This is a genomic window from Aeromonas sp. S5(2024) (assembly GCF_041403025.1).
Taxonomy (GTDB): domain Bacteria; phylum Pseudomonadota; class Gammaproteobacteria; order Enterobacterales; family Aeromonadaceae; genus Aeromonas; species Aeromonas hydrophila.
On the sequence record NZ_JBGLRI010000004.1, the window covers coordinates 192,993 to 218,577 of the forward strand.

General features: G+C 63.9%; 27 protein-coding genes. 17 read left to right on the plus strand and 10 right to left on the minus strand.

From position 1 onward, the window contains the following. Positions 1–15: 15 nt before the first annotated feature. The 3 genes from ACB032_RS10350 to ACB032_RS10360 form a co-directional block, all read right to left on the minus strand. The gene (locus ACB032_RS10350) at positions 16–930 is read right to left on the minus strand and encodes a hypothetical protein (RefSeq protein ID WP_139390710.1); all 915 of its coding nucleotides are present in this window, start codon (positions 928–930) and stop codon (positions 16–18) included. 102 nt (positions 931–1,032) lie between these two features. Further along, positions 1,033–1,722, minus strand: coding sequence for an LrgB family protein (locus ACB032_RS10355; protein WP_011707492.1), 690 nt, complete (start codon positions 1,720–1,722; stop codon positions 1,033–1,035). After that, positions 1,715–2,116: a CidA/LrgA family protein gene (locus ACB032_RS10360; RefSeq protein ID WP_011707491.1), complete on the minus strand. Its 402-nt coding sequence runs from the start codon at positions 2,114–2,116 to the stop codon at positions 1,715–1,717. Before ACB032_RS10360 ends, ACB032_RS10355 begins: the two co-directional genes overlap by 8 nt. Positions 2,117–2,243: 127 nt before the next feature. Between ACB032_RS10360 and ACB032_RS10365 the strand changes: the two genes are divergently transcribed. Beyond that, positions 2,244–3,137: a LysR substrate-binding domain-containing protein gene (locus ACB032_RS10365; RefSeq protein WP_371137879.1), complete on the plus strand. Its 894-nt coding sequence runs from the start codon at positions 2,244–2,246 to the stop codon at positions 3,135–3,137. Positions 3,138–3,152: 15 nt separating this feature from the next. Here the strand turns inward: ACB032_RS10365 and ACB032_RS10370 are convergent, their stop codons facing one another. Next, positions 3,153–4,580 (minus strand): PLP-dependent aminotransferase family protein, encoded by a 1,428-nt coding sequence (locus ACB032_RS10370; RefSeq protein ID WP_371137880.1) that lies wholly within the window; start codon positions 4,578–4,580, stop codon positions 3,153–3,155. A gap of 128 nt (positions 4,581–4,708) precedes the next feature. Between ACB032_RS10370 and ACB032_RS10375 the strand changes: the two genes are divergently transcribed. The 4 genes from ACB032_RS10375 to ACB032_RS10390 all read left to right on the plus strand — a co-directional run bounded on the left by ACB032_RS10375 (position 4,709) and on the right by ACB032_RS10390 (position 7,828). Continuing rightward, the gene (locus ACB032_RS10375) at positions 4,709–5,176 is read left to right on the plus strand and encodes an OsmC family protein (protein WP_045788948.1); all 468 of its coding nucleotides are present in this window, start codon (positions 4,709–4,711) and stop codon (positions 5,174–5,176) included. Between the two features lie 17 nt (positions 5,177–5,193). Then, a complete protein-coding gene (locus tag ACB032_RS10380; RefSeq protein WP_371137881.1) occupies positions 5,194–5,631 on the plus strand; it encodes a rhodanese-like domain-containing protein in 438 nt (145 codons plus the stop codon). Further along, positions 5,621–6,343 carry a GNAT family N-acetyltransferase gene (locus ACB032_RS10385; protein WP_371137882.1) on the plus strand — a complete coding sequence of 241 codons (723 nt, stop codon included), beginning with the start codon at positions 5,621–5,623 and terminating at the stop codon, positions 6,341–6,343. Before ACB032_RS10380 ends, ACB032_RS10385 begins: the two co-directional genes overlap by 11 nt. 222 nt (positions 6,344–6,565) lie before the next feature. Continuing rightward, the gene (locus tag ACB032_RS10390) at positions 6,566–7,828 is read left to right on the plus strand and encodes a DUF1479 domain-containing protein (RefSeq protein ID WP_371137883.1); all 1,263 of its coding nucleotides are present in this window, start codon (positions 6,566–6,568) and stop codon (positions 7,826–7,828) included. 48 nt (positions 7,829–7,876) lie between these two features. Here the strand turns inward: ACB032_RS10390 and ybaK are convergent, their stop codons facing one another. The 3 genes from ybaK to ACB032_RS10405 all read right to left on the minus strand — a co-directional run bounded on the left by ybaK (position 7,877) and on the right by ACB032_RS10405 (position 10,455). Beyond that, a complete protein-coding gene (gene ybaK / locus ACB032_RS10395) occupies positions 7,877–8,338 on the minus strand; it encodes a Cys-tRNA(Pro) deacylase (RefSeq protein WP_029302130.1) in 462 nt (153 codons plus the stop codon). Positions 8,339–8,485: 147 nt separating this feature from the next. After that, positions 8,486–9,751 carry an inorganic phosphate transporter gene (locus ACB032_RS10400; RefSeq protein WP_371137884.1) on the minus strand — a complete coding sequence of 422 codons (1,266 nt, stop codon included), beginning with the start codon at positions 9,749–9,751 and terminating at the stop codon, positions 8,486–8,488. 23 nt (positions 9,752–9,774) lie between these two features. Beyond that, positions 9,775–10,455 carry a TIGR00153 family protein gene (locus tag ACB032_RS10405; protein ID WP_005305357.1) on the minus strand — a complete coding sequence of 227 codons (681 nt, stop codon included), beginning with the start codon at positions 10,453–10,455 and terminating at the stop codon, positions 9,775–9,777. A 169-nt stretch (positions 10,456–10,624) separates the two neighbouring features. Here ACB032_RS10405 and ACB032_RS10410 point away from each other — a divergent pair, with 169 nt between their 5' ends. Next, entirely contained in the window at positions 10,625–11,584 is a 960-nt protein-coding gene (locus ACB032_RS10410) for an inorganic triphosphatase (RefSeq protein ID WP_371137986.1), read from the plus strand. Positions 11,585–11,693: 109 nt separating this feature from the next. On the opposite strand, the gene ACB032_RS10415 is transcribed toward ACB032_RS10410, so the two are convergent. Continuing rightward, positions 11,694–12,161 (minus strand): energy transducer TonB, encoded by a 468-nt coding sequence (locus ACB032_RS10415; protein WP_102987919.1) that lies wholly within the window; start codon positions 12,159–12,161, stop codon positions 11,694–11,696. Between the two features lie 152 nt (positions 12,162–12,313). Continuing rightward, entirely contained in the window at positions 12,314–13,237 is a 924-nt protein-coding gene (gene lpxL, locus ACB032_RS10420) for an LpxL/LpxP family Kdo(2)-lipid IV(A) lauroyl/palmitoleoyl acyltransferase (protein WP_371137885.1), read from the minus strand. A 305-nt stretch (positions 13,238–13,542) separates the two neighbouring features. Here lpxL and hldE point away from each other — a divergent pair, with 305 nt between their 5' ends. Continuing rightward, the gene (gene hldE, locus ACB032_RS10425; RefSeq protein WP_024943164.1) at positions 13,543–14,970 is read left to right on the plus strand and encodes a bifunctional D-glycero-beta-D-manno-heptose-7-phosphate kinase/D-glycero-beta-D-manno-heptose 1-phosphate adenylyltransferase HldE; all 1,428 of its coding nucleotides are present in this window, start codon (positions 13,543–13,545) and stop codon (positions 14,968–14,970) included. A 103-nt stretch (positions 14,971–15,073) separates the two neighbouring features. Here hldE and tolC read toward each other — a convergent pair whose 3' ends face one another. Then, on the minus strand, positions 15,074–16,399 hold the full coding sequence (gene tolC, locus ACB032_RS10430; RefSeq protein ID WP_024944694.1) for an outer membrane channel protein TolC: 1,326 nt from the start codon (positions 16,397–16,399) through the stop codon (positions 15,074–15,076). 304 nt (positions 16,400–16,703) lie between these two features. On the opposite strand from tolC, the gene nudF reads away from it, so the two are divergent. The 10 genes from nudF (at position 16,704) to parE (ending at position 25,531) form a co-directional block, all read left to right on the plus strand. Further along, positions 16,704–17,345 carry an ADP-ribose diphosphatase gene (gene nudF, locus ACB032_RS10435; RefSeq protein WP_016352088.1) on the plus strand — a complete coding sequence of 214 codons (642 nt, stop codon included), beginning with the start codon at positions 16,704–16,706 and terminating at the stop codon, positions 17,343–17,345. Between the two features lie 46 nt (positions 17,346–17,391). Next, positions 17,392–17,793: a DUF1249 domain-containing protein gene (locus tag ACB032_RS10440; protein WP_371137987.1), complete on the plus strand. Its 402-nt coding sequence runs from the start codon at positions 17,392–17,394 to the stop codon at positions 17,791–17,793. A gap of 26 nt (positions 17,794–17,819) precedes the next feature. Further along, the gene (cpdA, locus tag ACB032_RS10445) at positions 17,820–18,638 is read left to right on the plus strand and encodes a 3',5'-cyclic-AMP phosphodiesterase (protein ID WP_011707475.1); all 819 of its coding nucleotides are present in this window, start codon (positions 17,820–17,822) and stop codon (positions 18,636–18,638) included. A gap of 9 nt (positions 18,639–18,647) precedes the next feature. Beyond that, positions 18,648–19,235 carry a YqiA/YcfP family alpha/beta fold hydrolase gene (locus ACB032_RS10450; RefSeq protein ID WP_011707474.1) on the plus strand — a complete coding sequence of 196 codons (588 nt, stop codon included), beginning with the start codon at positions 18,648–18,650 and terminating at the stop codon, positions 19,233–19,235. Between the two features lie 2 nt (positions 19,236–19,237). Further along, on the plus strand, positions 19,238–19,861 hold the full coding sequence (locus tag ACB032_RS10455; RefSeq protein ID WP_371137886.1) for an NUDIX hydrolase N-terminal domain-containing protein: 624 nt from the start codon (positions 19,238–19,240) through the stop codon (positions 19,859–19,861). A gap of 37 nt (positions 19,862–19,898) precedes the next feature. Next, positions 19,899–20,300, plus strand: a complete 402-nt coding sequence (locus ACB032_RS10460) for a GFA family protein (RefSeq protein ID WP_049046069.1) — start codon at positions 19,899–19,901, stop codon at positions 20,298–20,300. 66 nt (positions 20,301–20,366) lie between these two features. Further along, positions 20,367–20,636 (plus strand): DUF1656 domain-containing protein, encoded by a 270-nt coding sequence (locus ACB032_RS10465; RefSeq protein WP_371137887.1) that lies wholly within the window; start codon positions 20,367–20,369, stop codon positions 20,634–20,636. Beyond that, positions 20,629–21,495 carry an HlyD family secretion protein gene (locus ACB032_RS10470; RefSeq protein ID WP_270813703.1) on the plus strand — a complete coding sequence of 289 codons (867 nt, stop codon included), beginning with the start codon at positions 20,629–20,631 and terminating at the stop codon, positions 21,493–21,495. Before ACB032_RS10465 ends, ACB032_RS10470 begins: the two co-directional genes overlap by 8 nt. Position 21,496: 1 nt before the next feature. Then, complete coding sequence (locus ACB032_RS10475; RefSeq protein WP_371137888.1) at positions 21,497–23,506, plus strand: FUSC family protein; 2,010 nt, start codon at positions 21,497–21,499, stop codon at positions 23,504–23,506. A 114-nt stretch (positions 23,507–23,620) separates the two neighbouring features. Further along, positions 23,621–25,531, plus strand: a complete 1,911-nt coding sequence (gene parE, locus ACB032_RS10480; protein WP_371137889.1) for a DNA topoisomerase IV subunit B — start codon at positions 23,621–23,623, stop codon at positions 25,529–25,531. Positions 25,532–25,585 lie beyond the last annotated feature (54 nt).

Genomic DNA, 25,585 nt, shown 5'->3' on the forward strand with positions numbered 1-25,585 from the left:
GGGGAGCCGCTAGGGTCACTGCTTGCCGCTGGCCGGCTCGCCGGGCCCGAAGCGCTGGGTGAGGGGATCGTAAAGGTAGGGCTGGTAATCGAAGTCGAGCCCTTGCAGCAAGGGGTTGTCCAGCCTGAACAGCAGCCGCTGGTCCAGCCTGGCGAAATCCAGCGCCGGCTTGAAGGTCTTGAGCCAGAGCGCCTGCAGGGAGCCGTCCTGCCAGGCCAGTTGCAGGCCGGCCCGGACCCGGCGCAGGGCGTGCTGGTTGTCCTTGTGGCTGTAGAAGAGGTGGATGAAGGGGTAGTAGAGCGCCAGATGCTGGTCGACCGTCAATTGCCCCAGATCCCGGTGCGTATCCAGTTCGGTCAGCAGCTCGTTGGCCCCCCGGCAGAACAGATCCACCCGGCCGCGCACCACCAGCTTGAACAGCCGCTCGTACCCCTCTACCTCCTGTACCTTGAAGCCGGCACTGCGCAGTATGTCGGCATCCTGCCAGCCGCGGCCCTGGCCATGGCTGAACTGCTGCAGCTCGTGCAGGGTACGTACCCGGGCCACGGCCTGCTGCTGCTTGGGGCTGACGAAGCAGATGCGATAGCCGAGGATGCCGAGATCCACCGGAAAGCGGACGTAGTCGAGATTGTGGCTGCCCTCCGGGCGCGGGAAGCTGTCGATGGCCAGCAGGTTGGGATAGAGGTTGTACTGCAGCACCTGGCGCAGCCGGGTTCGGCTCATGGGCGGGGCCGGACGCAGCTCGTAGTCGCCGAAGCTGTCGCGGGTCTTCTCCAGCGCCAGTTGCAGCAACTGTTGGCCGTAGAGGGTGCGCAGGTCCCGCTCACTCTCCGGGCTGACGTGGGTCACTATGTCCAGGGCCGGCAGAAGGGGGGAGAAGAACAGGCTGCCGGCCAGCAGCCCGAGGATCATCACTCTGTGGTTCATCATACCGCTCACTGCTGTCACATTGAGTTGAGTGTAGCGGCTGTGGCGCCAAGGCTGGGGGCCCGGGCCCGGGCCCGGGAAACGTGGCTTTTACCGACGCGCGGGTTACCAGAACAGCTGGCCGAGCAGGGGCGCCAGCAGCACGGTCACCATGCCGGCAATCATCATCACCATGCTGGAGACCACTCCCTCTTCATTACCCATTTGATAGGCCTTGGCGGTGCCGGCGCCGTGGGCCGAGGCACCAAACCCCGCCCCCTTGCCGAGGCGGCTGCGAATGGCCAGCAGGGTGAGCACACTTTCACCGACCGCCATGCCGATGACGCCGGTCAGCACCACGAACAGGGCGGTGAGATCGGTCTGGCCGCCGATGGCGCGGGTCGCCTCCACCGCAAAGGGGGTGGTGATGGAGCGCATCGCCAGACTGCGCTGCAGCATGTCGGAGAGATCGAGCCAGCGGGCCAGCAGCACTGTGCTGCCCACCGCCATCACCACCGAGGCGACCACCCCCACCGACAACGACAACCAGTGGCGGCGAATGAGCTGGCGGTTCTCGTAGACCGGCACCGCGAAGGCGACGGTGGCCGGCCCCAGCAGCCACAGCAGCCAGTGGGATTCGGCCATGTAGTCCTGATAGGGGATGTGGAACAGCATCACTACCGCCACCAGCAGGGTGGGGGCCAGCAGCAGCGGCATCAGGGGCAGGATGCGCTTCTTGCCATAGAGCCACTTGCTGGCGTAGTAAAACAGCAGGGTGAGGGCGAAGCAGAGCAGGCCGAGCAGGGTATCAGACATGACGACGACTCCGGCGGGCCAGTTTCAACTCGAGGCGATAGACCCGGTCCACCACCAGCGCCGTGGTGCCGAGCACCAGTATGGTGCTGAGCAGCAGCACCACCATGATGCGCCACCCCTCCTGCAGCAGCAGATCCTGATAGTTGACCACCGCCACCACCGCCGGCACGAAGAACAGCAGCATCTCGGCCAGCAGCCAGCGGGCACCGGCGCTGAACCAGTGGGTCTTGACCACGCCGAGCAGGATCAAGGCCAGCAGGGCCAGCATGCCGGTGAGGTTGGCAGGCAGCGGCAGATGGAAGGTACGTACCGCCAGATCGGCCAGCAGCCAGATGGCGGCCAGCAGGGCGATTTGGAAGGGGGTCTGGAACCAGCGAATACAGAGGGCTTTCATGATCTAGGTCTTTCTGTGAACTTGCTCACAGTATAGAGAGAGGCCAAACCTGCAAAAAATGAATTTAAATTATCAAAATTATGCCAAAGAGGCATGATCAGGTTTTGCCGTCCGTCAGGAGAGAGCCATGGACATCCGCGCCCTGCGTTACTTTGTCGAACTGGTGCGGGAACAGAGCTTCACCCGCGCCTCCGAGAAGCTGTTCGTCACCCAGCCCACCATCAGCAAGATGATCCGCAACATGGAGGAGGAGCTTGGTCAGCCGCTGCTGAGCCGCGCGGGGCGCCGCTTCACCCTGACCGACAGTGGCCGGGTGCTGTTCAACCGGGCCCAGACCATTCTGGCTGAGATGCAGCAGCTGGAGGCGGAGCTCGCCGATCTGCAGAGCCTGCAATTCGGCCGGCTGGCGCTCGGCATTCCGCCCATGGTGGGCCACGTCTATGCGGATCTGATCCGCGCCTACCGCAGTCGCTACCCCAAGGTCGATCTCTCCATCGTCGAGTACGGCGGCCGGCGTATCGAGCAGGCGGTGCTGGAAGGGGAGCTGGATCTCGCCATCACCATGCTGCCGACCAGGGAGGGGGGCGCCCTCAGTGCGCTGGAGCTGGACCAGTACCCGATCCAGGTGGTGCTGCCCGACCTGCCGCGCTGGCGCGACTGCCCTGAAATCCGGCTGGAGGCGCTCTGCGACGAGCCCTTCTTGCTCTACACCCAGGCCTTCACCCTGAGCGAGCGACTGGAGCAGGCGTGCCGAGCGGCTGGCTTCGAGCCCCAGGTGGCGGCGCGCAGCAGCCAGTGGGACTTTCTCACCGCCATGGTACGCAGCGGCATGGGGGTCGCCTTTTTGCCTGAGCCCATCTGCCGGCGGCTGGCGCCGGACGGCCTGGTGTTGCGACCGCTGGTGCCCGAGCTGAGCTGGCGGCTCGGGGTGATCTGGCCGAGCGAGCGCTACCTCTCCCGCACCGCCGAGGCCTGGCTGGCGCTCTGCCGCGAGCAGGGGCAAACCGGCCCCCAAGGCTGAGCAGACGGGCCCCCTTCAGCGGGTGGCCAGCAGGCTGCCCAGCTGGCGGCAGAGACGGCGCAGGGCCTGGTTGTCGAGGGAGGCAAAGCCGAGCAGCCACCCCTCCTGCGTCGGTGGGCCCAGGTAGAACTGGCCGAGGGGGCGTAGCCCCAGCCCCTGTGTGTTGGCGGTCTCTGTCCAGCGCGCCTCGCCGCCGGGGGGCAGCAGCACGGCGCACTGCAGGCCAGCCCCGCTGTGGATGGGGGTGAGGGCGGGGCAGTGGCTGGCCAGCTCGGCCAGTAGCAGGTCGCGGCGGCTCTGGTAGACCAGCCGGCTCTGGCGCAGGTGGGTGGCGAAGTGGCCGGCGCGGATGAAGTCGGCGGTGACCGCCTGCAGCAGCTGGTTGCTGTGGCCGTCGACCGCGGCCCGGGCCCGGCAGAAGGACTCCATCAGCGGCCTGGGCAGCACCAGGTAGGCGAGGCGCAGCGAGCCGAACAACACCTTGCTGAAGGTGCCCACGTAGAGCACTCGCCCCTGACCATCCAGCCCCTGCAGGGCGGGGAGCGGGCGCTGATCGTACTGGTACTCGCCGTCGTAGTCGTCCTCCAGGATCCAGGCGCCGTGCCGCTCGGCCTCGGCCAGCAGCGCCATCCGCCGCGGCAGGCTCATGGGCACGCCGAGAGGATACTGGTGGGCGGGCGTGGTGTAGATGAGCCGCGGCGCCGGGTGTTCCCCTTGCGGGTTGAGCCCCTCTTCATCCACCGGCACCGGGTGCACCCGGGCACCGGCACTCTCCATGGCGGTGCGGGCCCCGGGGTAGCCGGGATCCTCCACCCAGACGGTGTCGCCGGCATCGATCAGCAGCTGGGTCGCCAGCAGGATCCCCTGCTGGGAGCTGGTGAGGATCAGGATCTGGTCCGGCTCGCATACCACGCCGCGTGACTGCACCAGATAGCTGCTGATGGCGCCGCGCAGCGCCTCCAGCCCCTGCGGCTCCCCGTAATTCATCCAGTCGCCGGCGTGCCGGCGCCACTGCTGCTGCATCAACCGGCCCCACAGGGCCTGCGGGAAGAGGCGGGGATCCGGCTGGCTGGAGGCAAAGGAGCGGCCCACCTCGGGCACGTCGTGACAGGCGCCGCTGTCGGCCATCTCCTGACCTCGGCGCGACAGACCGGCCGCCGACTGGGGCGGGCGCGGAGTCGGAGAGACCGCGGCCAGTGCCACGAAGCTGCCGGCCCCCACCTTGCGCACCAGATAGCCCTCCGCCTCCAGCCGGCCATAGGCCAGCTCCACCGTACTGCGGGAGACCCCCAGATCGGCGGCCAGCATGCGGCTGGCGGGCAGCCGGCTGTGCTGGGGCAGGTGGCCGGCCAGCATGGCCGAGCGCAGGGTGCGGACCAGCTGTTCGTGCAGCGGCAGATCGCTGGCTTGCTGGGTGGCAAACAGGGTGGGCAGGGCAGGCATGGGGATCTCCCGGGCGCTAATTGGTCTGCTCATATTGGCAAAATTGGTCGGCGTGGCAAGGCCATTATGTCGCTACATTGAGGCTCAAGGTTCGGGATTCACAACTATTGGCAATGAAAGGAGTCTGCATGTCGGAGTACAGCGCCACCATCAGCTGGCAGCGCGGGGCCAGCGAGCCCTTCGTCGATCAAGGTTACAGCCGGGCCCACTGGTGGGAGTTCGACGGCGGCGTCAGGGTGCCCGCCTCCTCGTCTCCCCACGTGGTGCCGCTGCCCTGGTCGGTGGCCGAGAACGTCGACCCGGAAGAGGCCTTCGTCGCAGCGATCTCCAGTTGCCACATGCTCACCTTCCTCTGGCTGGCGGCCAGGGCAGGCTATCTGGTGGAGAGCTACCGGGACGAGGCGGTGGGCATCATGGAAGCTAATGCCCGAGGTCGTCAGGCCATCACCCGGGTCACCCTGCAGCCGCTGGTGCAGTTCGGCGGTGAACGTCAGCCGGAGCTGGCCGCGCTGGAGCAGTTGCACCACCAGGCACACGAGGAGTGTTTCATCGCCAACTCGGTCACCACCGACATCACCACCCGGATCCGGGTTTGAGTACAAGGAGTGTCACTATGAGTCATGTATTGAGCAGCGGGTTGGCCAGTGCCGAACAAGCCCGCCTGTTCTTCGAGGCCCAGCTGGCCTTTCGCACCGACCCGGCGGATCTGGCTGCCGATCTGCTGGCCGGCGAAGAGCGGATCGTCGTCATCGACACCCGCTCTGCCGGTCACTACGCCGAGGGACACATCCCCGGCGCCATCAGCTTTCCCCACGCTACCATGACCCCGGCCACCACGGCCGCACTGGCGCGGGACAAGGTCTATGTCTGCTATTGCGACGGCATCGGTTGCAACGGCTCGACCCGGGGCGCCTGCAAGCTGGCGGCGCTCGGTTTTCAGGTCAAGGAGCTGATCGGCGGGCTGCACTGGTGGCGGCAGGACGGCTTTGCCGTCGTCACCGGTAGCGAACCGGGCGTGCTGCAAACGGGAGGGATTGCCTGTGGCTGCTGACATCCATCTGAACGAGTTCGGCCAGCCGGTCGGTGCGCCGCTGCCCGACTGGCGGGGCGCCGAGTTTCCGCCCCATCGCCCCCTCAACGGCTGGGACTGCCGGCTGGAGCCGCTGGATCCTGAGCGTCACGGTCCCGGCCTGTGGCAGGCTTTCAGTGCCGACAGCGGGGCCATGTGGACCTATCTGACCACAGGCCCATACGCAACAGAGGCGGACATGCTGGTCTGGCTGCGAGAGTGCGCCGTCAAGAGCGACCCCCAGTTCTACACCATCTTCGACCAGGATGGTGAACAGCCGCTGGGGCTGGCCAGCTACCTGCGTATCGACCCCCTGGCCGGCAGCATCGAGGTGGGCTGGCTGCACTTTTCCCCCGCCTTGCAGCGCTCGCGGCTGGCGACGGCGGCCATGGTGCTGATGATGGCCAATGCTTTTGCCCTCGGTTATCGGCGTTACGAATGGAAGTGCAATGCCTTCAACCAGCCCTCCTGGCAGGCGGCGCTGCGCCTTGGTTTCAGCTACGAGGGGACCTTTCGCCAGAGCCGGGTGGACAAGGGGCGCACGCGCGATACCGCCTGGTTCTCAGTGATCGACAGCGAGTGGCCGGCGCTGCAGACCTGCTTTGCGCGCTGGTTGGCGCCTGACAACTTCGATGAGCAGGGGCTCCAGCGCCTGCGCTTCTCGACCCTCACGGCCGCCTTGCGCGGTGCTTGAATAAACAGGGCGGCCATGGCCGCCCTGTTGTTTTTGCCGTCTTGTCTGCTCGCTGCTGCTCTCCCTTCGCTTCTCTCTCTGCACTGCTTCTCGCTGCGCCTTCACCACCCGGGTGCGGCGAGGATTGTATTAACATTTTTTTAATGTATCTTGTTTTTGAAATTAAATATTATTTCGAACGAAGGTTGCTTGCTGACTTTCACCCATTATCCAGGAGGCAAGATGAGCGTCACCCATACCCAGTTGCCCGCCGATCACAAGGCGGCCATCCGTCAGATGAAACAAGCCCTGCGCGCACAACTCGGCGACGTGGAGGCGGTCTTTGCCGAGGTCAGCCGCCGCATCGAGGCGCGGGTGGCCGAGGTGGAAGCGTTGCGTGCCCGTGGTGAGCCGGTGTGGCCAGAACTGGATTACCAGGCGCTGGCAGCGGGCCAGGTCGGCGAGGCCGAGCGTGCAGCCATACGGCGGCGCGGCTGCCTGGTGATCCGCGGGCACTTTGCTCGCGAACGGGCGCTGGCCTGGGATCGCGACATGCTCGACTACCTGGATCTCAACCGCTTTGATGCGCTGTATCGCGGTCCCGGCGACAGTTTCTTCGGCTCCCTTGCCGCGTCGCGCCCCGAGATTTATCCCATCTACTGGTCACGGGCCCAGATGGAGGCGCGCCAGAGCGACGAGATGGCGACCGTGCAGTCGTTCCTGAACCGCCTGTGGCAGTTCGAGCGGCCGGATGGGACACACTGGTTCGACCCGGACGTGAGCATCATCTATCCCGATCGCATTCGCCGCCGTCTGCCCGGTACCTGTTCTCGCGGGCTGGGTGCCCATACCGACTCGGGGGCCCTCGAGCGCTGGTTGCTGCCGGCCTACCAGCAGGTGTTTGCGTCGATTTTCCGGGGGGACATAGCCGCCTACGATCCCTGGGATGCGGCCCATCGCACCGAGGTCGAGGAGTACAGTGTGGAGAACACCACCAAGTGCTCGGTATTTCGTACCTTCCAGGGGTGGACGGCGCTCTCCGACATGTTGTCGGGGCAGGGATTGCTGCACGTGGTGCCGATCCCCGAGGCGATGGCCTACGTGTTGCTGCGGCCGCTGCAGCCGGACGTACCGGAGGATGAGTTGTGCGGTGTCGCACCGGGCAAGGTGCTGCCGGTCTCCGAGACCTGGCACTCGCTGTTGCTGCGGGCGATGAGCTCGATCCCGGCGGTGACGGCAGGGGATTCGGTCTGGTGGCACTGCGACCTGATCCACGGCGTGGCGCCGGTGGAGCAGCAGCAGGGGTGGGGCAACGTCATGTATATTCCGGCGGCGCCCCGTTGCGAGAAGAACCTGGCCTATGCGCGCCTGGTGCGGCAGGCATTGGAGCAGGGAACTTCGCCTGGCGACTTCCCCCGCGAAGATTACGAGGCCGACTGGCAGGGGCGCTTCACCCTGGCCGATCTGAACGACCATGGCCGCCGCGCACTGGGCATGCTCCCGTAAACGAGAGTGGCCGGGCGGGCCTGCGCAGTGGCAGGCCCGCTCACGCCTCTATTCCCCGATGGGGGCGGCAATCCACTTCATCAGGCGCAGCATGTCAGCGGGCGCTACCCCCACCGAGAGGCCGCGCTTGCCACCGCTCACCAGGATCTCGTCAAACTGCATGGCCGAGTCGTCGAGCACGGTGGGTAAGAGCTTCTTCTGGGCCAGCGGACTGATGCCACCGACCTTGTAGCCGGTCAGCTTCTCTGCTTCTGCCGGCTTCATCATCTCCACCTTCTTGAGACCGGTGGCCTTGGCCAGCTGCTTGAGGCTGCACAGGCCGGACGAGGGGACGATGGCCACCACCGCCTGCTTGTCGTGATGGGCGATCAGGGTCTTGAACACCTGAGCTTCCGGCAGGCCGAGCTGGGTCGCGGCATGCTTGCCGAAGTCGTCGTGGGCTTCGCACTCGTAGGGGTAGAGCTTGTGGGGAATCTTGAGCTTCTTCAGCAGGTTGATGGCTGGCGTCATGATGGGTGCCTTGAGTCGAAACAAGGCCAAACAGTCTGCGCCTGTGGGGCGGGTGATGCAAGTTGCTCGCGTCCCCAAGGTGTGGATGAGTGCGCCGAGATAAAAAAAGCCCGGGTCAATGACCCGGGCTTTTCATTGCAGCGCGCCTCAGGAGAAGCAGATCTGCAGCACGTAGAAGATGGCGATGGCCAGGATGGCGCCAGCAGGCAGGGTGATGACCCAGGAGACCACGATGTTGCGCAGCACGCCCAGGTTCAGCGCCGCGATGCCGCGCGCCAGACCCACGCCCATGACCGCACCGACCAGGGTCTGGGTGGTGGAGATGGGCAGACCGGTGCCGGAGGCGATCACCACGGTGGCGGCGGTAGCCAGCTGGGCGGCGAAGCCACGGCTTGGGGTCAGGTGGGTGATGCCGGTACCGACGGTGGCCATCACCTTCTCACCCATGGTGGCCAGACCGATGACGATGCCGATGCCGCCGAGCGGCAGGATCCACCAGGCGATGTGGGAGCTGCCACCGATCTCGCCGCCGGCGGCCACGATGGAGGCGACCGCGGAGAGCGGGCCGATGGCGTTGGCCACATCGTTGGAGCCGTGGGCAAAGGCCATGGCACAGGCGGTGATGATCATCAGGATGCCGAACACCTTCTCCACGTTGGCGAAGTGCATCTTGCTGTCATCCTGCGGGTTGTACTGCTGGCCGCGAATGTAGAGCCAGCCGGCAAACGCCACCGCGATGGAGATGGCGATGGAGAGCAGGATGCCCTCGCCGTTGGTCAGGTGCAGACCGACGTGGGTCAGCCCCTTCTTGATGGTCACCAGACAGATCACCAGCGCGGTCAGGAACATGTAGAAGGGCACGTAGCGCTTGGCGTTGTTGAGGGGATCATCGGTGTTGAAGATGAGCTTCTGCACGCTGATGAACATGAAGTAGGCGATGACGCCGGAGATGGCCGGGGTGATGATCCAGGAGCCGACGATGCCGCCGAACTTGCTCCACTGCACCGCTTCCGGGCCAATGCTCACCACGGCGAAACCGACGATGGCGCCGATGATGGAGTGGGTGGTGGAGACGGGCCAGCCGAAGTAGGAGGCCAGGATCAACCAGGCGCCGGCAGCCAGCAGGGAGGCTATCATGCCGAGCACCAGCAGATCCGGGGTATCGGCAAAGGCGTTGCTGTCGATGATGCCGTTGCGGATGGTAGCGGTCACTTCGCCGCCGGCCAGATAGGCACCGGCAAACTCGAAGATCATGGCGATGATGATGGCCTGACGGATGGTCAGGGATTTGGTGCCGACCGACGTGCCCATGGCGTTGGCGACGTCATTCGCGCCAATACCCCAGGCCATCAAAAAGCCGAACAACGCCGCCACGAGCACCAGGGTGGTGCCGTAATTCGCGATAATGTCCATTCAGTGTTTACCCAGTCAGTCGATTACGAACGAGCCAGCATCAGTTCCAGACGGGCGCCAACGCGCTCGGCCTGATCTGCCAGGTCACCTACCCATTCGAGGATCTTGTAGAGGAACATAACGTCGATCGGATTGTATTTCTGCTCAACGGCTTGCAGCTGTTGGCGCAGCCCGATCTGCATGGTGTCAGTATCGTCCTCGATAAGATCCAGCTGGTGGATCATCTCGGCAACCATTTCAACTTCACGTCCTTTAAAGCCGGTTTCGAGCAGCTCATCGAGTTCTCCGATGGCTTTCTCGGCTTGGGCGGTCGCATCGATACAGCGTTTGAGATAGGCCATGAAATCGGCACGCATCTCGGAGGGGAATTCCATTTTACGGCCAAGCATGCGGCCGGAAATATCCTTGGCACGGTTGGCAATCTTGTCCTGCTGGGTCAGCAGTTCGAGCAGGTCGGTACGGGCAACCGGCAGGAACAGGCCGCGAGGCAGCTTCAGACGAATTTCACGCTTGAGGATGTCCGCTTCTTTTTCCAGCTGGGCAATCTGCTGCCGGATCTTCTCGGCATCTTCCCAACGGTCTTCGGCAACGGCATCAAAGAAGGGAACCAACTGCTGGGAGCACTGGTGAACCTTGACGATATGCTTCTGCAGCGGCTTGATGGGGGACTTGGCAAAAAGCCCCAAAATAGTATTTACTGGCATGGCCAAACCTGTGTCGGTGAAAAAACACTCGATACGATTTTATGAGGGGCGCATGGTAACCGAACTGCGCCATCAATAAAACCGTGAATTAATCCTGATGTATCGCAGGCATTATATCCTCGCGCTTAGCATCACGCCCCCCAAAGTTGCCTGCCAGCCCGGAATGACTATGCAAACTGAGATCGAGATAAAGTTTTTTGTCTCCCGAGATATTCGACAGCCTTTTTTCAACCTTCTGAATTCACTGGAAATTATATCCAACTCTCAAGCCGAGCTCGGCAATGTCTATTTTGATACGCCAGCGCTGGATTTGCGCCGCCTGGAGATGGGTTTGCGGATCCGTCGCAGCGATGATTTCGCCGAACAGACGATTAAATGTCGGGGCCAGGCGGTGGGCGGACTGCATGCCAGACCCGAATACAATGCCCCGGTCGCTGGCGATATGCCCGCGCTTGACGCTTTTCCTGACGAGATTTGGCCGAGTCTTTCCGCTCGTGATGCAATCCAGGGCGCCCTGGTGGCCCAGTTTCGTACCGACTTCCTGCGTCGCCACTGGTTGATCGCCTTCGCGGGAGCCGAAATCGAGCTGGCCTGGGATCAGGGGGAGATTGTCGGCGTGCTCGGCAAGAGCCTCATCGACGAGTTGGAGCTGGAGCTCAAATCCGGCGAGGCGAGCGCCCTGTTTGGCTTGGCAGAGCAGCTGGCCGGGCTTGGCGGCCTGCGGCTCGGGGCTCAGTCCAAGGCCCAGCGTGGTTATCGGCTGGCGGGGCTCGGCAAGCCGCTGGCGCTGCAAGCCTTGCCTGCATTGACTGACCTGAGTGCGGCCGAGCGTATCGCCCTCGGCCTGCAGCACTGGCAGCATCACGAGCTGTACTGGCTGGAACAGACGGACGCCGAGGCACAGGGGTTGGCGTTGCAGCAGCTGCGCCTGGGCATGGACCTGATTGCCGAGGCGGCCGGCATGTTGCCGGCAGCGGACTGGCTGGTTGAGCTGACCGGGCTCGGGCCGCGGCTGGCCTCGGTCGCCGGACAGGCCGACTGGCAGCAGGCGTTGCCGGCCCTGTTCCTTCAGGCCGACTATGTGCGCCTGCAACTGGCCATCGCCGCCTGGCTGCACCGGCAAGGGTGATGAGCCGCGCGCCGCAGCGCTTGCAATGCAAAAAGGTGAGCCTGGCTCACCTTTTTCTTTGGCTGTCGATAGGGCCAGCGGGCTGGCAACGAAGGCCTGCGTGGCTGATTCAGACCTGGGTGTAGATCAGCCCGGTGCTGCGCACCACGTCTTCCCCCTGGCAGCGCAGTTCCAGTTCGCTGGTGTCGCAGGGCTGGCCGTTGTGCTCGATGCAGAATTCGAAGCGGGTACGGGATTTTACCGGAATGTGCTGCGAGTTGGTGGGGGTAGCCTGCCATTGCCACTGCTGCAGCACGGCGATGGCGGCGTCGCTGAACTGCGGGTCGCTGCTGTCCAGCACCCGGATCTGTTCGGCCCGTCCCGCCGGGTTGATCACGTACTCGAGCGAGCTGCAACCGGTCTGCCCGGCCAGGATGGCCTCTTTGGGGTAGCGGGACTCCATCCGGGTGAGCGGGCTCCACTGGGCGTTCACGTCCTTGAGATCGCTTAAGGGGAGGGAGGTCAGATGGACGCTGTGGGTCTGCTGGCTGCAGCCGGTCAATGCGCACAGGGCGCCCAGCAAAAGAGTGGCTTTCATGTTCGCTTCCCTTCGTTATTGGTATTGCTGGCGGGCCGGGGCCCGCCGCTCGGCAGGGCCATTAATAAAATATTCAGCCACGAATGAAAACCCTTTACCGGCAACAGGCCAGAAAAAACCGCCTTTCGGCGGCTTTTTCGGTTTTTTCCCACTCAGTAATAGCCCGCATCGTCCGGGTTGGGCCTGGTCTTGAAGCGGCGGTGCAGCCACATGTACTGCTCCGGCGCCTTGCGCACGGCGGCTTCTATCTCGCGGTTGGCACGGGCCGCATCGACCAGGTCGTCACCGCTCGGATAGTCGGCGAGCGGCGCCCCGATATGCAGGGTGTAACCCTCGCTGGTGCGGATGTTGTAGCAAGGCAGGGTGACGGTGTTCTTCACCCGCGCCAGGGTGGCGGTGCCGGTGATGGTGGCGGCCTGCTCGACCGCGAAGTAGGGCACGAACACGCTGGCATGGGCACCGTAGTCATGATCCGGCGCATACCAGAGCGCATCGCCGTTGCGCAGCGCCTTGATCATCCCCTTCACGTCCATCCGGTCCACCAGGTATTTGTTGGAGGCGCAGCGGCCGTGGTACTGGGCATACTCCAGCACCGGGTTGGTGTTGGGACGGTAGACGCCGACCCCGGGCCGCACCAGGCCGAAGCAGCGGGCGTTGAGCTCCAGCGTGAGGAAATGGCAGGAGAGCAGCAGCATGCCCTGACCCTTCTCCATGGCGGCGATGACGTGCTCTTCCCCTTCTACCTTCATCAGGTTGCGCATCCGCCAATCCGGCCAGAACCAGGCCATGCCGACTTCGAAGATGGCGCAGCCCACGCTCTCGAAATTCTGCTTGAGCAGTTTCTCGCGCTCATCCTTGGTCAGCTCGGGCATCGCCAGCTCCAGATTGCGGCGGGCAATCTTGACGCGGGATTTCAGCAGCTTGCGGGCCAGACTGCCGAGCTGGCATCCCAGCCACATCTGGCTGCGCCAGGGCAGCAGCACCAGCAGCCAGAGCAGGCTGAGGCCGAACCAGCTGGCCCAGTAGCGGGGATGAAACAGGCGGGGTTCGAGGCGGGGAGCATTGTCGTGGGCCATGAAAAGTCTCTTGTTCGCAATCGCCATGCACCAGGCAAGCCCGGTCGAATAAGGGGAGGCGATAAAGGCACGTGGGGATCCTGAACGGATCGTTTTATTCGCAAGCGGGGATTCTAGCCGAAAAGCGGGGTCGGGGGCGAATGGCTATGTGCTGGTCAGAGGGGCTGATGGTGGTTCACTGGCGTGACGGGAATCGTCACTACCGGTTTCTTTAAATGGAAGCCGCAGGTTTGCTTTTTCTCCCTCAAATAAAAGAGTGTGATAAAATCGGCGACTGATTTTTCAGGTTTTGAGAGTCGATACAGATGAAGATCACCCTGCCCGAGTTTGAAAAAGCCCGCGTTCTGGTCGTTGGCGATGTCATGTTGGACCGTTATTGGCATGGCCCCACCGGCCGGATCTCGCCCGAGGCACCGGTGCCCGTGGTCAAGGTCGAACACATTGAGGAGCGCCCGGGTGGCGCCGCCAACGTGGCGCTCAACTCCGCCGCGCTGGGCGCCCACGCCGTGCTGCTGGGTCTGACCGGTCAGGATGAGGCCGCCGATGCCCTGGCTGGCCAGATGGCCGGCGTCAAGGTCGCCTGTGACTTCGTTCGTCTGGCCGACTACCCGACCATCACCAAGCTGCGCGTGCTGTCGCGCAACCAGCAGCTGCTGCGTCTGGACTTTGAAGAGGCCTTCCACGATGTGGACTCCACCCTGCTGATGGGCAAGGTCGAGCAGGCGCTGCCGCACAGCGACGTGATGATCCTCTCCGACTACGGTAAGGGTGCCCTCAACGACGTGCCCGGCATGATCCAGCGCGCCCGCGCCGCCGGCATCCCGGTGCTGGTCGATCCCAAGGGGACCGATTTCGAGAAGTACCGCGGCGCTACCCTGCTGACCCCCAACATGTCCGAGTTCGAGGCCGTGGTGGGCAAGGTGAAGAGCGAAGAGGAGCTGGTTGCCAAGGGGCTGGAGCTGGTCAAGCGTTTCGAACTGGAGGCCCTGCTGGTCACCCGTTCCGAGAACGGCATGACCCTGATCCGCGAAGGCCAACCCGAGCTGCACCTGCCGGCCCAGGCCCACGAGGTGTATGACGTGACCGGTGCCGGTGATACCGTCATCTCCACCCTGGCCACCTCGCTGGCCGCCGGCAAGAGCCTGGACGAAGCCTGTGCCCTGGCCAACACCGCCGCTGGTATCGTGGTCGGCAAGCTGGGGACCTCCACCGTCAGCCCGGTTGAGCTGGCCAACGCCCTCTACACCGAGCAGGAGACCGGCTTTGGCGTCATGTCCGAAGCCCAGCTCAAGATTGCCGTGCAGGCCGCCCGTCTGCGTGGCGAGAAGGTGGTGATGACCAACGGCTGCTTCGACATCCTGCATGCCGGTCACGTCTCCTACCTGGCCAATGCCGGCAAGCTGGGGGATCGCCTGATCGTGGCGGTCAACACCGACGAGTCGGTGCGTCGCCTCAAGGGGCCGGGTCGTCCGGTCAATCCGACCGAGCGCCGGATGGCCGTGCTGGCTGCGCTGGGGGCCGTGGACTGGGTGGTGCCCTTCTCCGAGGACACTCCGCAGCGACTGATCGCCGAGGTGCTGCCGGACCTGCTGGTCAAGGGCGGCGACTACAAGCCGGAAGAGATTGCCGGTTACGCCGAGGTGACCGCCAACGGCGGCGAGGTGCGGGTCCTCAACTTCGAGGATGGCTGCTCCACCAGCGACATCATCAAGACCATCCGCGAACGCGGCTAATACTGCTGGCTCCGTTTATCCGGGGCCATCGCCAGCAAGCGACGACACCCGGATAACAAAAAGGCGACCTGATGGTCGCCTTTTTCATTCCCGATAACGACTATCAGACTTTGGTCTTGGCTTTTGCGGTGGCAGGCATCAGACCCTGGTTTACTTCCACCAGATCCTGCGCTTCCAGCACCCCGGCGGCCTGTTTCAGGCTCAGGATATTGAGGATGTAGTTGTAACGGGCTTCGGAGAGCTTCTGCTTGGCCTCGTACAGCTTGCGGGTGGAGTCCAGCACGTCGACGATGGTACGGGTACCCACTTCGTAACCCGCTTCGGTCGCCTTGAGGGCGCTGTCGGCGGAGATGACGGACTGGCTGTAGGCGCGTACCGAGCCGATGCTGGCGTTCACGTTGTTGTAGGAGGAACGCACCGTGCTCTGCACCGAGCGGAAGTTCTTCTCCAGCAGTTCGCTGGCCGCCACGTAGTTGTACTGAGCCTGCTTCACTTTGGAGCTAGTGGCGCCACCGCTGTAGAGCGGCAGCTTGAAGGTCAGGCCGATGTTGGCCTGATTGTCATTGCCGCCCGGCATGCTATCGAGCTTGTAATCGGTATTGCTGGTTTGCAGTCCGGCACCCAGATCCAGGGTCGGCTCATGGCCGGTCTTGGCCAGGTCAATCTGCTCCTTGGCGATGTCCTTGCCGATACGGGCACTGTGCAGTTGCAGGTTCTTGTCCAGCGCCAGCTCCAGCCACTTGTCGGAGCCGAAGGCGGTTTTCTGCGGGCTGAAGCGATCGGTGTTGAGCACGTCCAGCTGACGGTGATCGATGCCGGTCAGCTCGCGCAGGGTCTCGTAGCTGTTGTCCAGCGAGTTCTCGGCGTTGATCTCGTCCGCCAGCGCCTGGTCACGAGAGGCCTCGGCTTCGTGGACGTCGGTGATGGCGGTCAGGCCCACTTCGAAACGCTGCTGGGTCTGTTCCAGCTGACGCTCTACCGCAACCTTGTTGGCGCGCACGAACTCCAGGGTGTCCATCGCCTTGAGCACGTTGAAATAGGCCTGGGCAGTACGCAGCATCAGGCTCTGGATCTCGAGGTTGTAGGCAACATCAGACTGGGTGGCCTGCTTCTCGCTGATATCCAGATTGACCCAGTTACTGCGACGATAGAGGGACTGCGACAGCGTCACTTCACCCTTGGCGTTGTTGTTGCTTTGGGTATCGTTCTTGTTTTTCAGATAATTGAGTCCGGCACCCAGATCGATCTGGGGCAGCAGAGGGGCACGGGTTTCGTTGATCTTCTCGAAGGCCTGATCGCGAACGGCTTTGGACTGCAGCAACTGCGGGTCTTTGATCTGGGCTTGCTGGTAGATGTCGAGCAGGTTTTCGGCATGGGCACCGGCACTGACGCCCAGCAACACCATGACGGACAAAAGTGTTCTTTTCATAGATCGATTTAACCTTATGTAGTAACCCAAACTGGTTGCTGGAGAGGGCAAATATTGTCACCGACCAAGCTTGATTGCAGCTTAATCACTCTACTATAAGCAAAATTTTATGATAACTGTCTCTTTTCCAGCGACAGGAACGTCAAGAACGAGGGTGAGTTTTCTCCCCCTCGTGCCTAGCCAAATGTCCTGTGGCTGCTAAAATCCGTCCCTCATCTCCGACGGGAGTGAGTGAATGAATGTTCATTCATGTTCCCGAATTTTATGGCCTAACCGAGCCAAGTCAAGCTGGCGGGAGTCTCGTATGTCGCAGCAAGCCTTGCCCCAAACCCGTCACTACTCTGCCGATGACGTGAAAATTATCGATAAATCAGCAGGATATAACGGGTTCTTCAAAGTGAACGTCTATCGTCTGCAGCACAGGTTATTTGCAGGGGGCTGGAACGAGCCCATCGTCCGCGAGCTGTTCGAGCGCGGCCATGCCGCCGCCCTGTTGCCCTACGACCCGGTGCGCGACCAGATCGTGCTGGTGGAGCAGTTTCGGATCGGCGCCATCGAGACCAGCGCCACCCCCTGGCTGCTGGAGCTGGTGGCCGGCATCATAGACCCGGGTGAGGTCGCTGAAGAGGTGGTGCGGCGCGAAGCGGTGGAAGAGGCGGGCATCGAGGTCGGCCGCTGCGAGCACGCCATCAGCTATCTGGTGAGCCCGGGCGGCAGCACCGAGCGTATCGAGGTCTATGTGGGCGAGGTGGATGCCAGCAAGGCCGAGGGGATCCACGGTCTGGCGGAAGAGGGGGAAGACATCCGGGTCCACGTGGTGAGCCGCGAGCAGGCCTATGCCTGGCTCAAAGAGGGGCGCATCGACAACGCCGCCTCCGTCATCGCCTTACAGTGGCTGGCTCTCAATCACGGCGAGCTGCGTGCCCGCTGGCTGGCGGGGCGCTAAGGTGGCACTCGTTCATACCCAGGCCAAGCGCTATGTGCCTGATTTGATGTCCCTGCAGCGTACCTGCGAGGTCAACTACATGACCCTGATGAAACTACTGCCCCCGGGCGGCAGTGTCGGCGCCGAACGCCGCTATCAGGTGGGCAACGGCCTGCAGTTTCAGCTCACGGTGAGCGAGGAGAGTCGCTTCACCAGCCAGGTGATCCTGGCCCAGCACAACCCGGAATTGCCGAGTTATTTGCAGGTCCGGATAGAGATTCGTTTGTACCATGACGTGCGGATGGCGGAAGTGTGTGCGGCGCAACAGATTTCAAGGTTGCAACCACGTTATGATTATCCCAATAAAAATATGCACCAGCGGGATGAAAAGGAGCAGGTAAACCTGTTTCTGGCCGATTGGCTAAAATTTTGTCTCAGACATGGTACCAGCCTGATAAACATCCTCTAGTTGAACTCATAAAAAGAAGCGTGATTTTGGAAACAGAGCTACCCCAGGCGCAGGACGGCAGTGTGCGCCTGTTGCAAATTACCGACACCCACCTCTTCGCGAGTGCCGAGGGGCGGCTATTGGCCGTGCGCACTGCCGAGAGCCTGGCTGCCGTGCTGGAACGGGTGCAGGCCAATGACCATCCGTTCGATCTGATCCTCGCCACCGGGGATCTCTCCCAGGATCACAGTCCGGAGTCCTACCAGCGCTTCGCCTCCATGATGGCGCCGCTGGCGCGCCCCATCTACTGGCTGCCCGGCAACCATGACGACGGCCCCCTGATGACCGAATACCTGCATGCGGCCGGCATCAGCGAGGCCAAGCAGCTGGTAGGCGAGCACTGGCAGGTGATCCTGCTGGACACCCAGGTGCGCGGCAAACCCCACGGGGTGCTGGGGGATCACCAGCTGGCGGCGCTGGATCAGGCGCTGCGCCAGCATCCCGAGCGTCATGCCCTGATCGCCCTGCACCATCAGGCGGTGCCGGTGGGCTGTGCCTGGCTCGATCAGCACAATCTCAAGAATGCCGACGACCTGTTTGCCGTGCTGGCCCGCCACCCGCAGCAGAAGACCATTCTGTTCGGCCATGTCCACCAGGAGTTTGACGAGGTGCACCGCGGGGTGAGGCTGATCGCCAGCCCCTCCACCTGCATCCAGTTCAAACCGCTCTCTGATGGCTTCGCGCTGGACGAATCCGGCCCGGGCTGGCGCTACCTCACCCTCTACCCGGATGGCCGTATCGCCAGCCAGGTGTGGCGTCTGCCGGTGGGGCAGTTTGTGCCCGACCCCAATGCCACCGGTTATTGAGGAGCTGAGATGAAGCCCGTTCTCCTCTACCTGCACGGTTTCAACTCCTCGCCCGGTTCTGCCAAGGCGCAGCAGATGGCTGCCTGGGTGGCTGAACACAGACCCGATATCGAGGTGGTGATCCCGGCCCAGCCCAACACGCCGGCGGCGGCCTGGGCGGCCATCGAGCAGACCATTGCCGATCTGCAGAGCCGTTATGGCAACGAATTCAAGCTTGGCGCCGTGGGCAGCTCCCTCGGCGGCTTTATGGCGACCCGGGTCAGCGAGCGCTACGGCTGCCACGCCGCCCTGATCAACCCGGCGGTACGCCCGCACGAGCTGCTCTGCGACTACCTCGGCCCCCAGACCAACCCCTACACGGGGGAGCAGTATCAACTGCTGCCTGAACACATGAATGAGCTGCGGGCGCTGGCGGTGCCGGTGAGCGCCCCCGAGCGACTCTGGGTGCTGCAACAGCAGGAAGACGAGGTGCTCGACTATCGCAAGGCGCTGGACGAATACCGCTTTGCCCGTCTCTCGCTGGAGTGCGGTGGCGATCACGCCTTCGTGGCGTTCGAACGCTACCCCGCCCAGATCGTCCGCTTCCTCGGGCTCTAGCCATGCAGCCGCCGTTGGCCACCTTTCTGGAACAGGTGCTGGCCACGGCGCAGGCTGGGCTCACCTACTCCAAAGATCCCTTCGACATCGGCCGCTTCGAGGCGCTGCGAGCGGCCACGGTGGCGCTCATCGCCAGCCAGAGCGAGCTGGCACCGGAAGCCATCAGCGGCTGGATCGCCCTCGATCGCGGTTATCCCACCCCCAAGCTCGATGTGCGGGCCTTCATTCAGAACGATGCAGGCCATATCCTGCTGGTGCAGGAGCGCAGCGACGGCTGCTGGACCCTGCCAGGGGGCTGGTGCGACATCGGTGACTCGCCGGCGGAGGCCGTGGTGCGCGAAGTGGTGGAGGAGACCGGCCTGGCGTGTCGGGCCGTGCAACTGCTGGCGCTGTTCGACAAGCTCAAGCACCCTCATCCACCCCAGCTGCCCCACGCTCACAAGGCGTTCTTTCTGTGCGAGGCGACCGGCGGCCAGCTGCTGGACGAAACCGATGAAACCAAAGGGGCGGGGTACTTCCCCATCGACAACTTGCCCCCGCTCTCTCGCCATCGGGTTGTGGCGTCCCAGCTGCGCACCCTGTACGACCATCTTTTGCAGGGGCGGCAGGATACCCTGTTTGATTGATTGGCTCGGAACCTGAGCCCGTCTGCAAGGAGGCAGCATGATCAAGCGCATCGGCAATACCCCCATTCAGGAGCGACACAAGGCCAGCTGCCACTGCGGCGCCGTGGTGCTGGAGCTGACCCTGCCGGATGGCGTGGTGGATCCGCGCCGCTGCGACTGCTCGCTCTGCCGACGCCGGGGCGCCATCGTCGCCTCGGTGCCGCTGTCCGGCATCCGTATCCTGCAGGGGGAGGATGTGCTGAGCTGTTACCAGTTCAATACCCACACCGCCAAGCACTACTTCTGCAGCATCTGCGGCATCTACACCCACCATCAGCGCCGCTCCAATCCGGCCCAGTATGGTTACAACCTCGCCTGCCTTGAAGGCGTCAATCCGTTCGAGCTGGGCGAGGTGCCGCTGCTCGATGGCATCAACCATCCGGCGGACCGGCTGGTCTGACCGGGAGGGTCTCATCTGCTCCTGTAGCACCCTGCGGGGCTGTGATAGTCTTGCCAGACCCGCCGCATGGCGGGCCTTGAGTCCGCATTCTCTCGCTTGCCAACAGGGAGCCCGCTTGTGACAACTTCAGCACTGCCGGATCTGATCCTGGGCGCCTCTCTCTACTTTCCCCCCCTGTTCAAGGCGGTTCTGCTCGGCCTGCTGGGCTGGCTGCCGGTGCACCACCTGCTGCGTGGCTGGCTCTACGGCGGGGATGTCTGGCATCCCCTGCTGATGGATCTCTCCCTGTTTATCCTCGCCGTCAGCGGCGCCCTATGGATATTGCTACATGGCTAAATCACCCCTCGCGACCCTCAAATACTTCTCTACCCTGCTGGTCTGCGCGCTGGCGCTGGCGGCGGGCTGGTGGCTGTGGAACTACTACATGCAGGGGCCCTGGACCCGGGATGGCAAGGTGCGGGCCGAGCTGGTCAGCATCACCCCCGAGGTGTCGGGCAAGATCATCAAGATAGCGGTGAAGGACAACCAGCTGGTGAAGGCGGGGGAGGAGATTTTTACCCTGGATCCCGAGCCCTACCGGATCACGCTGGACAACGCCCAGGCGGCGCTGGCCAAGGCCAAATCGGATCTCGACAAGGCAGAGCACGAGGCGAGCCGGCGCAGCGGCTTGTCGCGCAGCGTCATCTCCGCCGAGGCGGTGGATGAGGCCCGCCTCAATGCCCAGGCGATGAAGGCGGCCTACCAGGTGGCCCAGGCCAATCTGGAGCAGGCCAGATGGTCGCTGGCCAAGACCCGGGTACATGCCGCGAGCGACGGCTACATCACCAACCTGCAGACCCGGGTCGGCAACTATGCCAGCGCCGGCGTGCCGCTGGTGGCACTGGTGGACATCCACTCCTTCTACGTGCAGGGCTACTTCGAGGAGACCAAGCTCAGGCACATAGCGCCGGGCAAACCGGCCGAGGTGGTGCTCTACAGCGGGGAGCAGCGGCTGCGCGGCGAAGTGGAGAGCATAGGGCGCGCCATCCACGATCAGAGCGTGGAGGGGGCCGACAACCTGCTGCTGGACGTCAAACCCAATGTGCCCTGGGTGCGGCTGGCCCAGCGGGTGCCGGTGCGGATCAAGCTGCTGGAGGTGCCGCCCGGGCTGACGCTGATTGCGGGCACCACCTGCACCATCACCATAGGGGAGTAAGGTGGCCGCCTCGCTCTGGCGCCAGACCCCCTGGGGCAAGGCCAATGGCGGCCAGTGGCGCTATGCCCTGCGCAACAGCCTGGCCATGTGCCTGTCGCTCTGGTTGGCCTTCGTGCTGGAGCTGGATTCCCCCTACTGGGCGATGACCTCAGCCGCCGTGGTGAGCTTTCCCACCGTGGGGGGGGTCATCAGCAAGAGTCTGGGACGGGTGGTGGGCAGCCTCATCGGTGCCATGGCGGCGGTGGTGATCACCGGCCTTGGCATCAGCGACCCCTGGCTGTTCAGCTTCCTCATCGCGCTCTGGCTGGCGCTCTGCACTTACATCTCCAACCACCATCAGAACAACGTCTCCTACGCCTTTGCGCTGGCGGGCTACACCGCCGCCATCATCGCCTTCTCCTGCGTCAACGTGACCGACCCGCAACACATCTTCGACATCGCCCAGGCGCGGGTGAGCGAGGTGATCATCGGCATCCTCTGCGGTGGCCTGTTGATGATGATCCTGCCCAGCACCTCGGATGGTGAGACCCTGCTGCAGTCGCTGCACAAGACCCAGGCCCGACTGCTGGAGCATGCCCAGCTGCTCTGGCTGGGGGAGGCGAGCCCGGAGGTGCGCACCGCCCACGAGGGGTTGATCGGCCAGATCCTCACCATGAACGTGCTACGCATCCAGGCGGTCTGGAGCCACCATCGGCTGCGTCGCCACAACCGGCTGCTCAACTTCCTGCTGCACCGCCAGCTGCGGCTCATCAGCCTCATCTCCAGCCAGCGCCGCATGCTGCACAACTGGCCGACGCAACCGGAGGGGCTGCAGGCGTTGCTGGAGCGGCTGCTGGTCGAGCTGGGCCAGCCCGGCTGTGACAAGTACCGCATCGCCCGGCTGCTGGCCCCCTTGGTGCCGACGGCGGCCAGCGACTACCGGTTGCACACCTTCTGGCGACGGCTGCGCCACTTCTGCTGGAGCTATCTGGAGTGTCAGCGCTGGCTGGATCGGCTGGCCCGTTACGACGATCAGGAGTGGCCGGCGCCGCCACGCCACTCTTCGCTCACCAGCCACACCGATACGCTGGAGGCGGCCTACAACGGTGGGCGCACCTTCCTCTGCGTGCTGCTGGGCTGCGCCTTCTGGATCCACAGCCAGTGGGATGCGGGCAGTTCTGCGCTGACCCTGCTCTCCATCTGTTGCGTGCTCTACTCGGCCACCCCGGCGCCGGCCAAGGGGGCCAACACCATGCTCAAGGCGATCCTGCTGCTCAGCCTCATCTGCTTCGCGGTCAAGTTCGGCCTGATGATCCGGCTCGACGACTTCTGGCTCTTCTGCGCCCTGCTGTTCCCCGTGCTCATCACCATGCAGCTGTTCAAGCAGCAACAGCCCAGGCAGGCGGTGCTGTGGGGCCAGCTCATCGTGCTGCTCGGCTCCTTTCTCGCCATCACCAATCCGCCGAGCTACGACTACCTGCAGTACATCAACGGCAGCCTGGGGCAGGCGCTGGGGGGGATGGGCGCCGGACTGGCGTTCCAGCTGCTGCGACCGAGCTCGGATCGGCGCAAGAGCCGCCGCCTCATCCGCTCCCTGCGCCGCCACTTCATGGATCAACTGGAGCCGGCCCCGCGCCAGAGCGAGAGCCAGTTCGAATCGCTCATCTATCACTGCATCAGCCAGCTCAGCCAGAGCCAGGATCAGACCGCCCGCCTCTGGGTGCTGCGCTGGGGCGTGGTGCTGCTCAACTGCAGCCACATCGTCTGGCAGCTGCGTCAGTGGCGCGGCGAGGATCAGCCCCTCTATCTGGTGCGCGACAACTGCATCCGCTCTCTGCAGGGGATCCTCACCGAGCAGGGAGTGCAGCACGCCTCCCTGGATCGCACCCTGGGCGAGCTGCAGCGGATCAGCGCGGCCCTGGCCAACCACAGGGAGCCGACGGCGCGGGAGCTGGCCGGCATGGTGTGGCGGCTGCACAGCTCGCTCTCCCAGTTGCAGCAGGCGCTGCCGGTGGCGGCCGAGGCGCGCTGAACGGGCAGGCGGGGCGACTTACCCCGTCCGGATCAAGCTTTGCCGCCGCCGGGTTTGTCCAATACCCTCCCAACGAGTAAGATTCTCCCCAAACGTCAATTCGCAAGGCCCTCCATGTCTACTCAATACAATGCGGATGCCATTGAGGTCCTCAATGGCCTTGAACCGGTGCGTCGCCGCCCCGGCATGTATACCGACACCACCCGGCCCAATCACCTCGGCCAGGAGGTCATCGACAACAGCGTCGACGAGGCGCTGGCGGGTCACGCCCGTACCCTGGAGGTGACCCTGTATGAAGATCAGTCCCTCGAGGTGATCGACGACGGCCGCGGCATGCCGGTCGACATCCACCCGGAGGAAGGGGTGTGCGGGGTGGAGCTGATCCTCTGCAAGCTGCACGCGGGCGGCAAGTTCTCCAACAAGAACTACCAGTTCTCCGGCGGTCTGCACGGGGTGGGCATCTCGGTGGTGAACGCCCTCTCCGAGCGGGTCGAGGTGACGGTGCGCCGCGATGGCCAGGTCTATGACATCGCCTTCGAGCGGGGCGACAAGGTGTCTGATCTGACCATCACCGGCACCTGCGGCCGTCGCAACACCGGCACCCGGGTGCGCTTCTGGCCAGAGGCGCGCTACTTCGATTCGCCGCGCTTCTCGGTCTCCAAGCTCGAGCACCTGCTCAAAGCCAAGGCCGTGCTCTGCCCGGGCCTCACCATCAAGTTCCTCGACAAGAACACCGGCATCAAGCTTGAGTGGTGCTACGAAGACGGCCTCAAGGATTACCTCATCGACGCGGTAAAGCAGTTCACCTGCCTGCCGGAGCAGCCCTTCGTCGGCTCTTTCAGCTCCGAGCAGTCGGCGGTGGACTGGGCCCTGTGCTGGTTGCCGGAAGGGGGCGAATGCCTCGCCGAATCCTATGTGAACCTCATTCCCACCGCGCTCGGTGGCACCCATGTCAACGGCCTGCGCCAGGGGTTGCTCGACGCCATGCGCGAGTTCTGCGAGTTCCGCAACCTCTTGCCCCGCGGGGTCAAGCTCACCCCGGAAGACATCTGGGATCGCTGCGCCTACATCCTCTCCATCAAGATGCAGGACCCGCAGTTTGCCGGCCAGACCAAGGAGCGTCTGTCGTCCCGCCAGAGCTCGGCCTTCGTGTCGGGCGTGGTGAAGGATGCCTTCAGCCTTTACTTGAACAGCAACACCGAGCTGGCCGAACAGCTGGCGGAGCTCTGCATCTCCAGCGCCCAGCGCCGGATGCGCGCCGCCAAGACGGTGGTGCGCAAGAAGATAACCCAGGGCCCGGCCCTGCCCGGCAAGCTCACCGACTGCGGCTGCGCCGATCCCATGCAGGGGGAGCTCTTCCTGGTGGAGGGTGACTCCGCGGGCGGCAGTGCCAAGCAGGCGCGCGACCGCGAATTCCAGGCCATCATGCCGCTGCGCGGCAAGATCCTGAACACCTGGGAGGTGGAGGCCGGTCAGGTGCTCGCCTCGCAAGAAGTACACGACATCTCGGTGGCGATCGGGCTCGACCCCGACTCCGACGACCTCAGTGGCCTGCGCTACGGCAAGGTGTGCATCCTCGCGGATGCCGACTCGGACGGTCTGCACATCGCCACCCTGCTCTGCGCCCTCTTTGTGAAGCACTTCCGCACGCTGGTGGAGAAGGGCCATGTCTATGTGGCCATGCCGCCCCTCTATCGTATCGACATCGGCAAGGAGGTCTTCTACGCCCTCGACGAGGACGAGAAGAACGGCGTGCTGCAACGGGTCGAGGCCGAGAAGAAGAAGGGCAAGGTGATGGTGACCCGATTCAAGGGGCTGGGTGAGATGAACCCCAAGCAGTTGCGGGAAACCACCATGGATCCCAACACCCGCCGCCTGGTGCAGCTCACCATGGGCGCGGAAGGAGGGGCAGAAGGGGAAGATGGGGGCGAGACCCTGCAACTGATGGACATGCTGCTGGCCAAGAAGCGCGCCGGTGATCGCCGCGAATGGCTAGAAGAGAAGGGCAACCTCGCCATCATCTAAAGCGAGTCGCAAGTACCCCGGCCCTCCCCTTCGCAAGGGGAGGGGGCCAAGCCT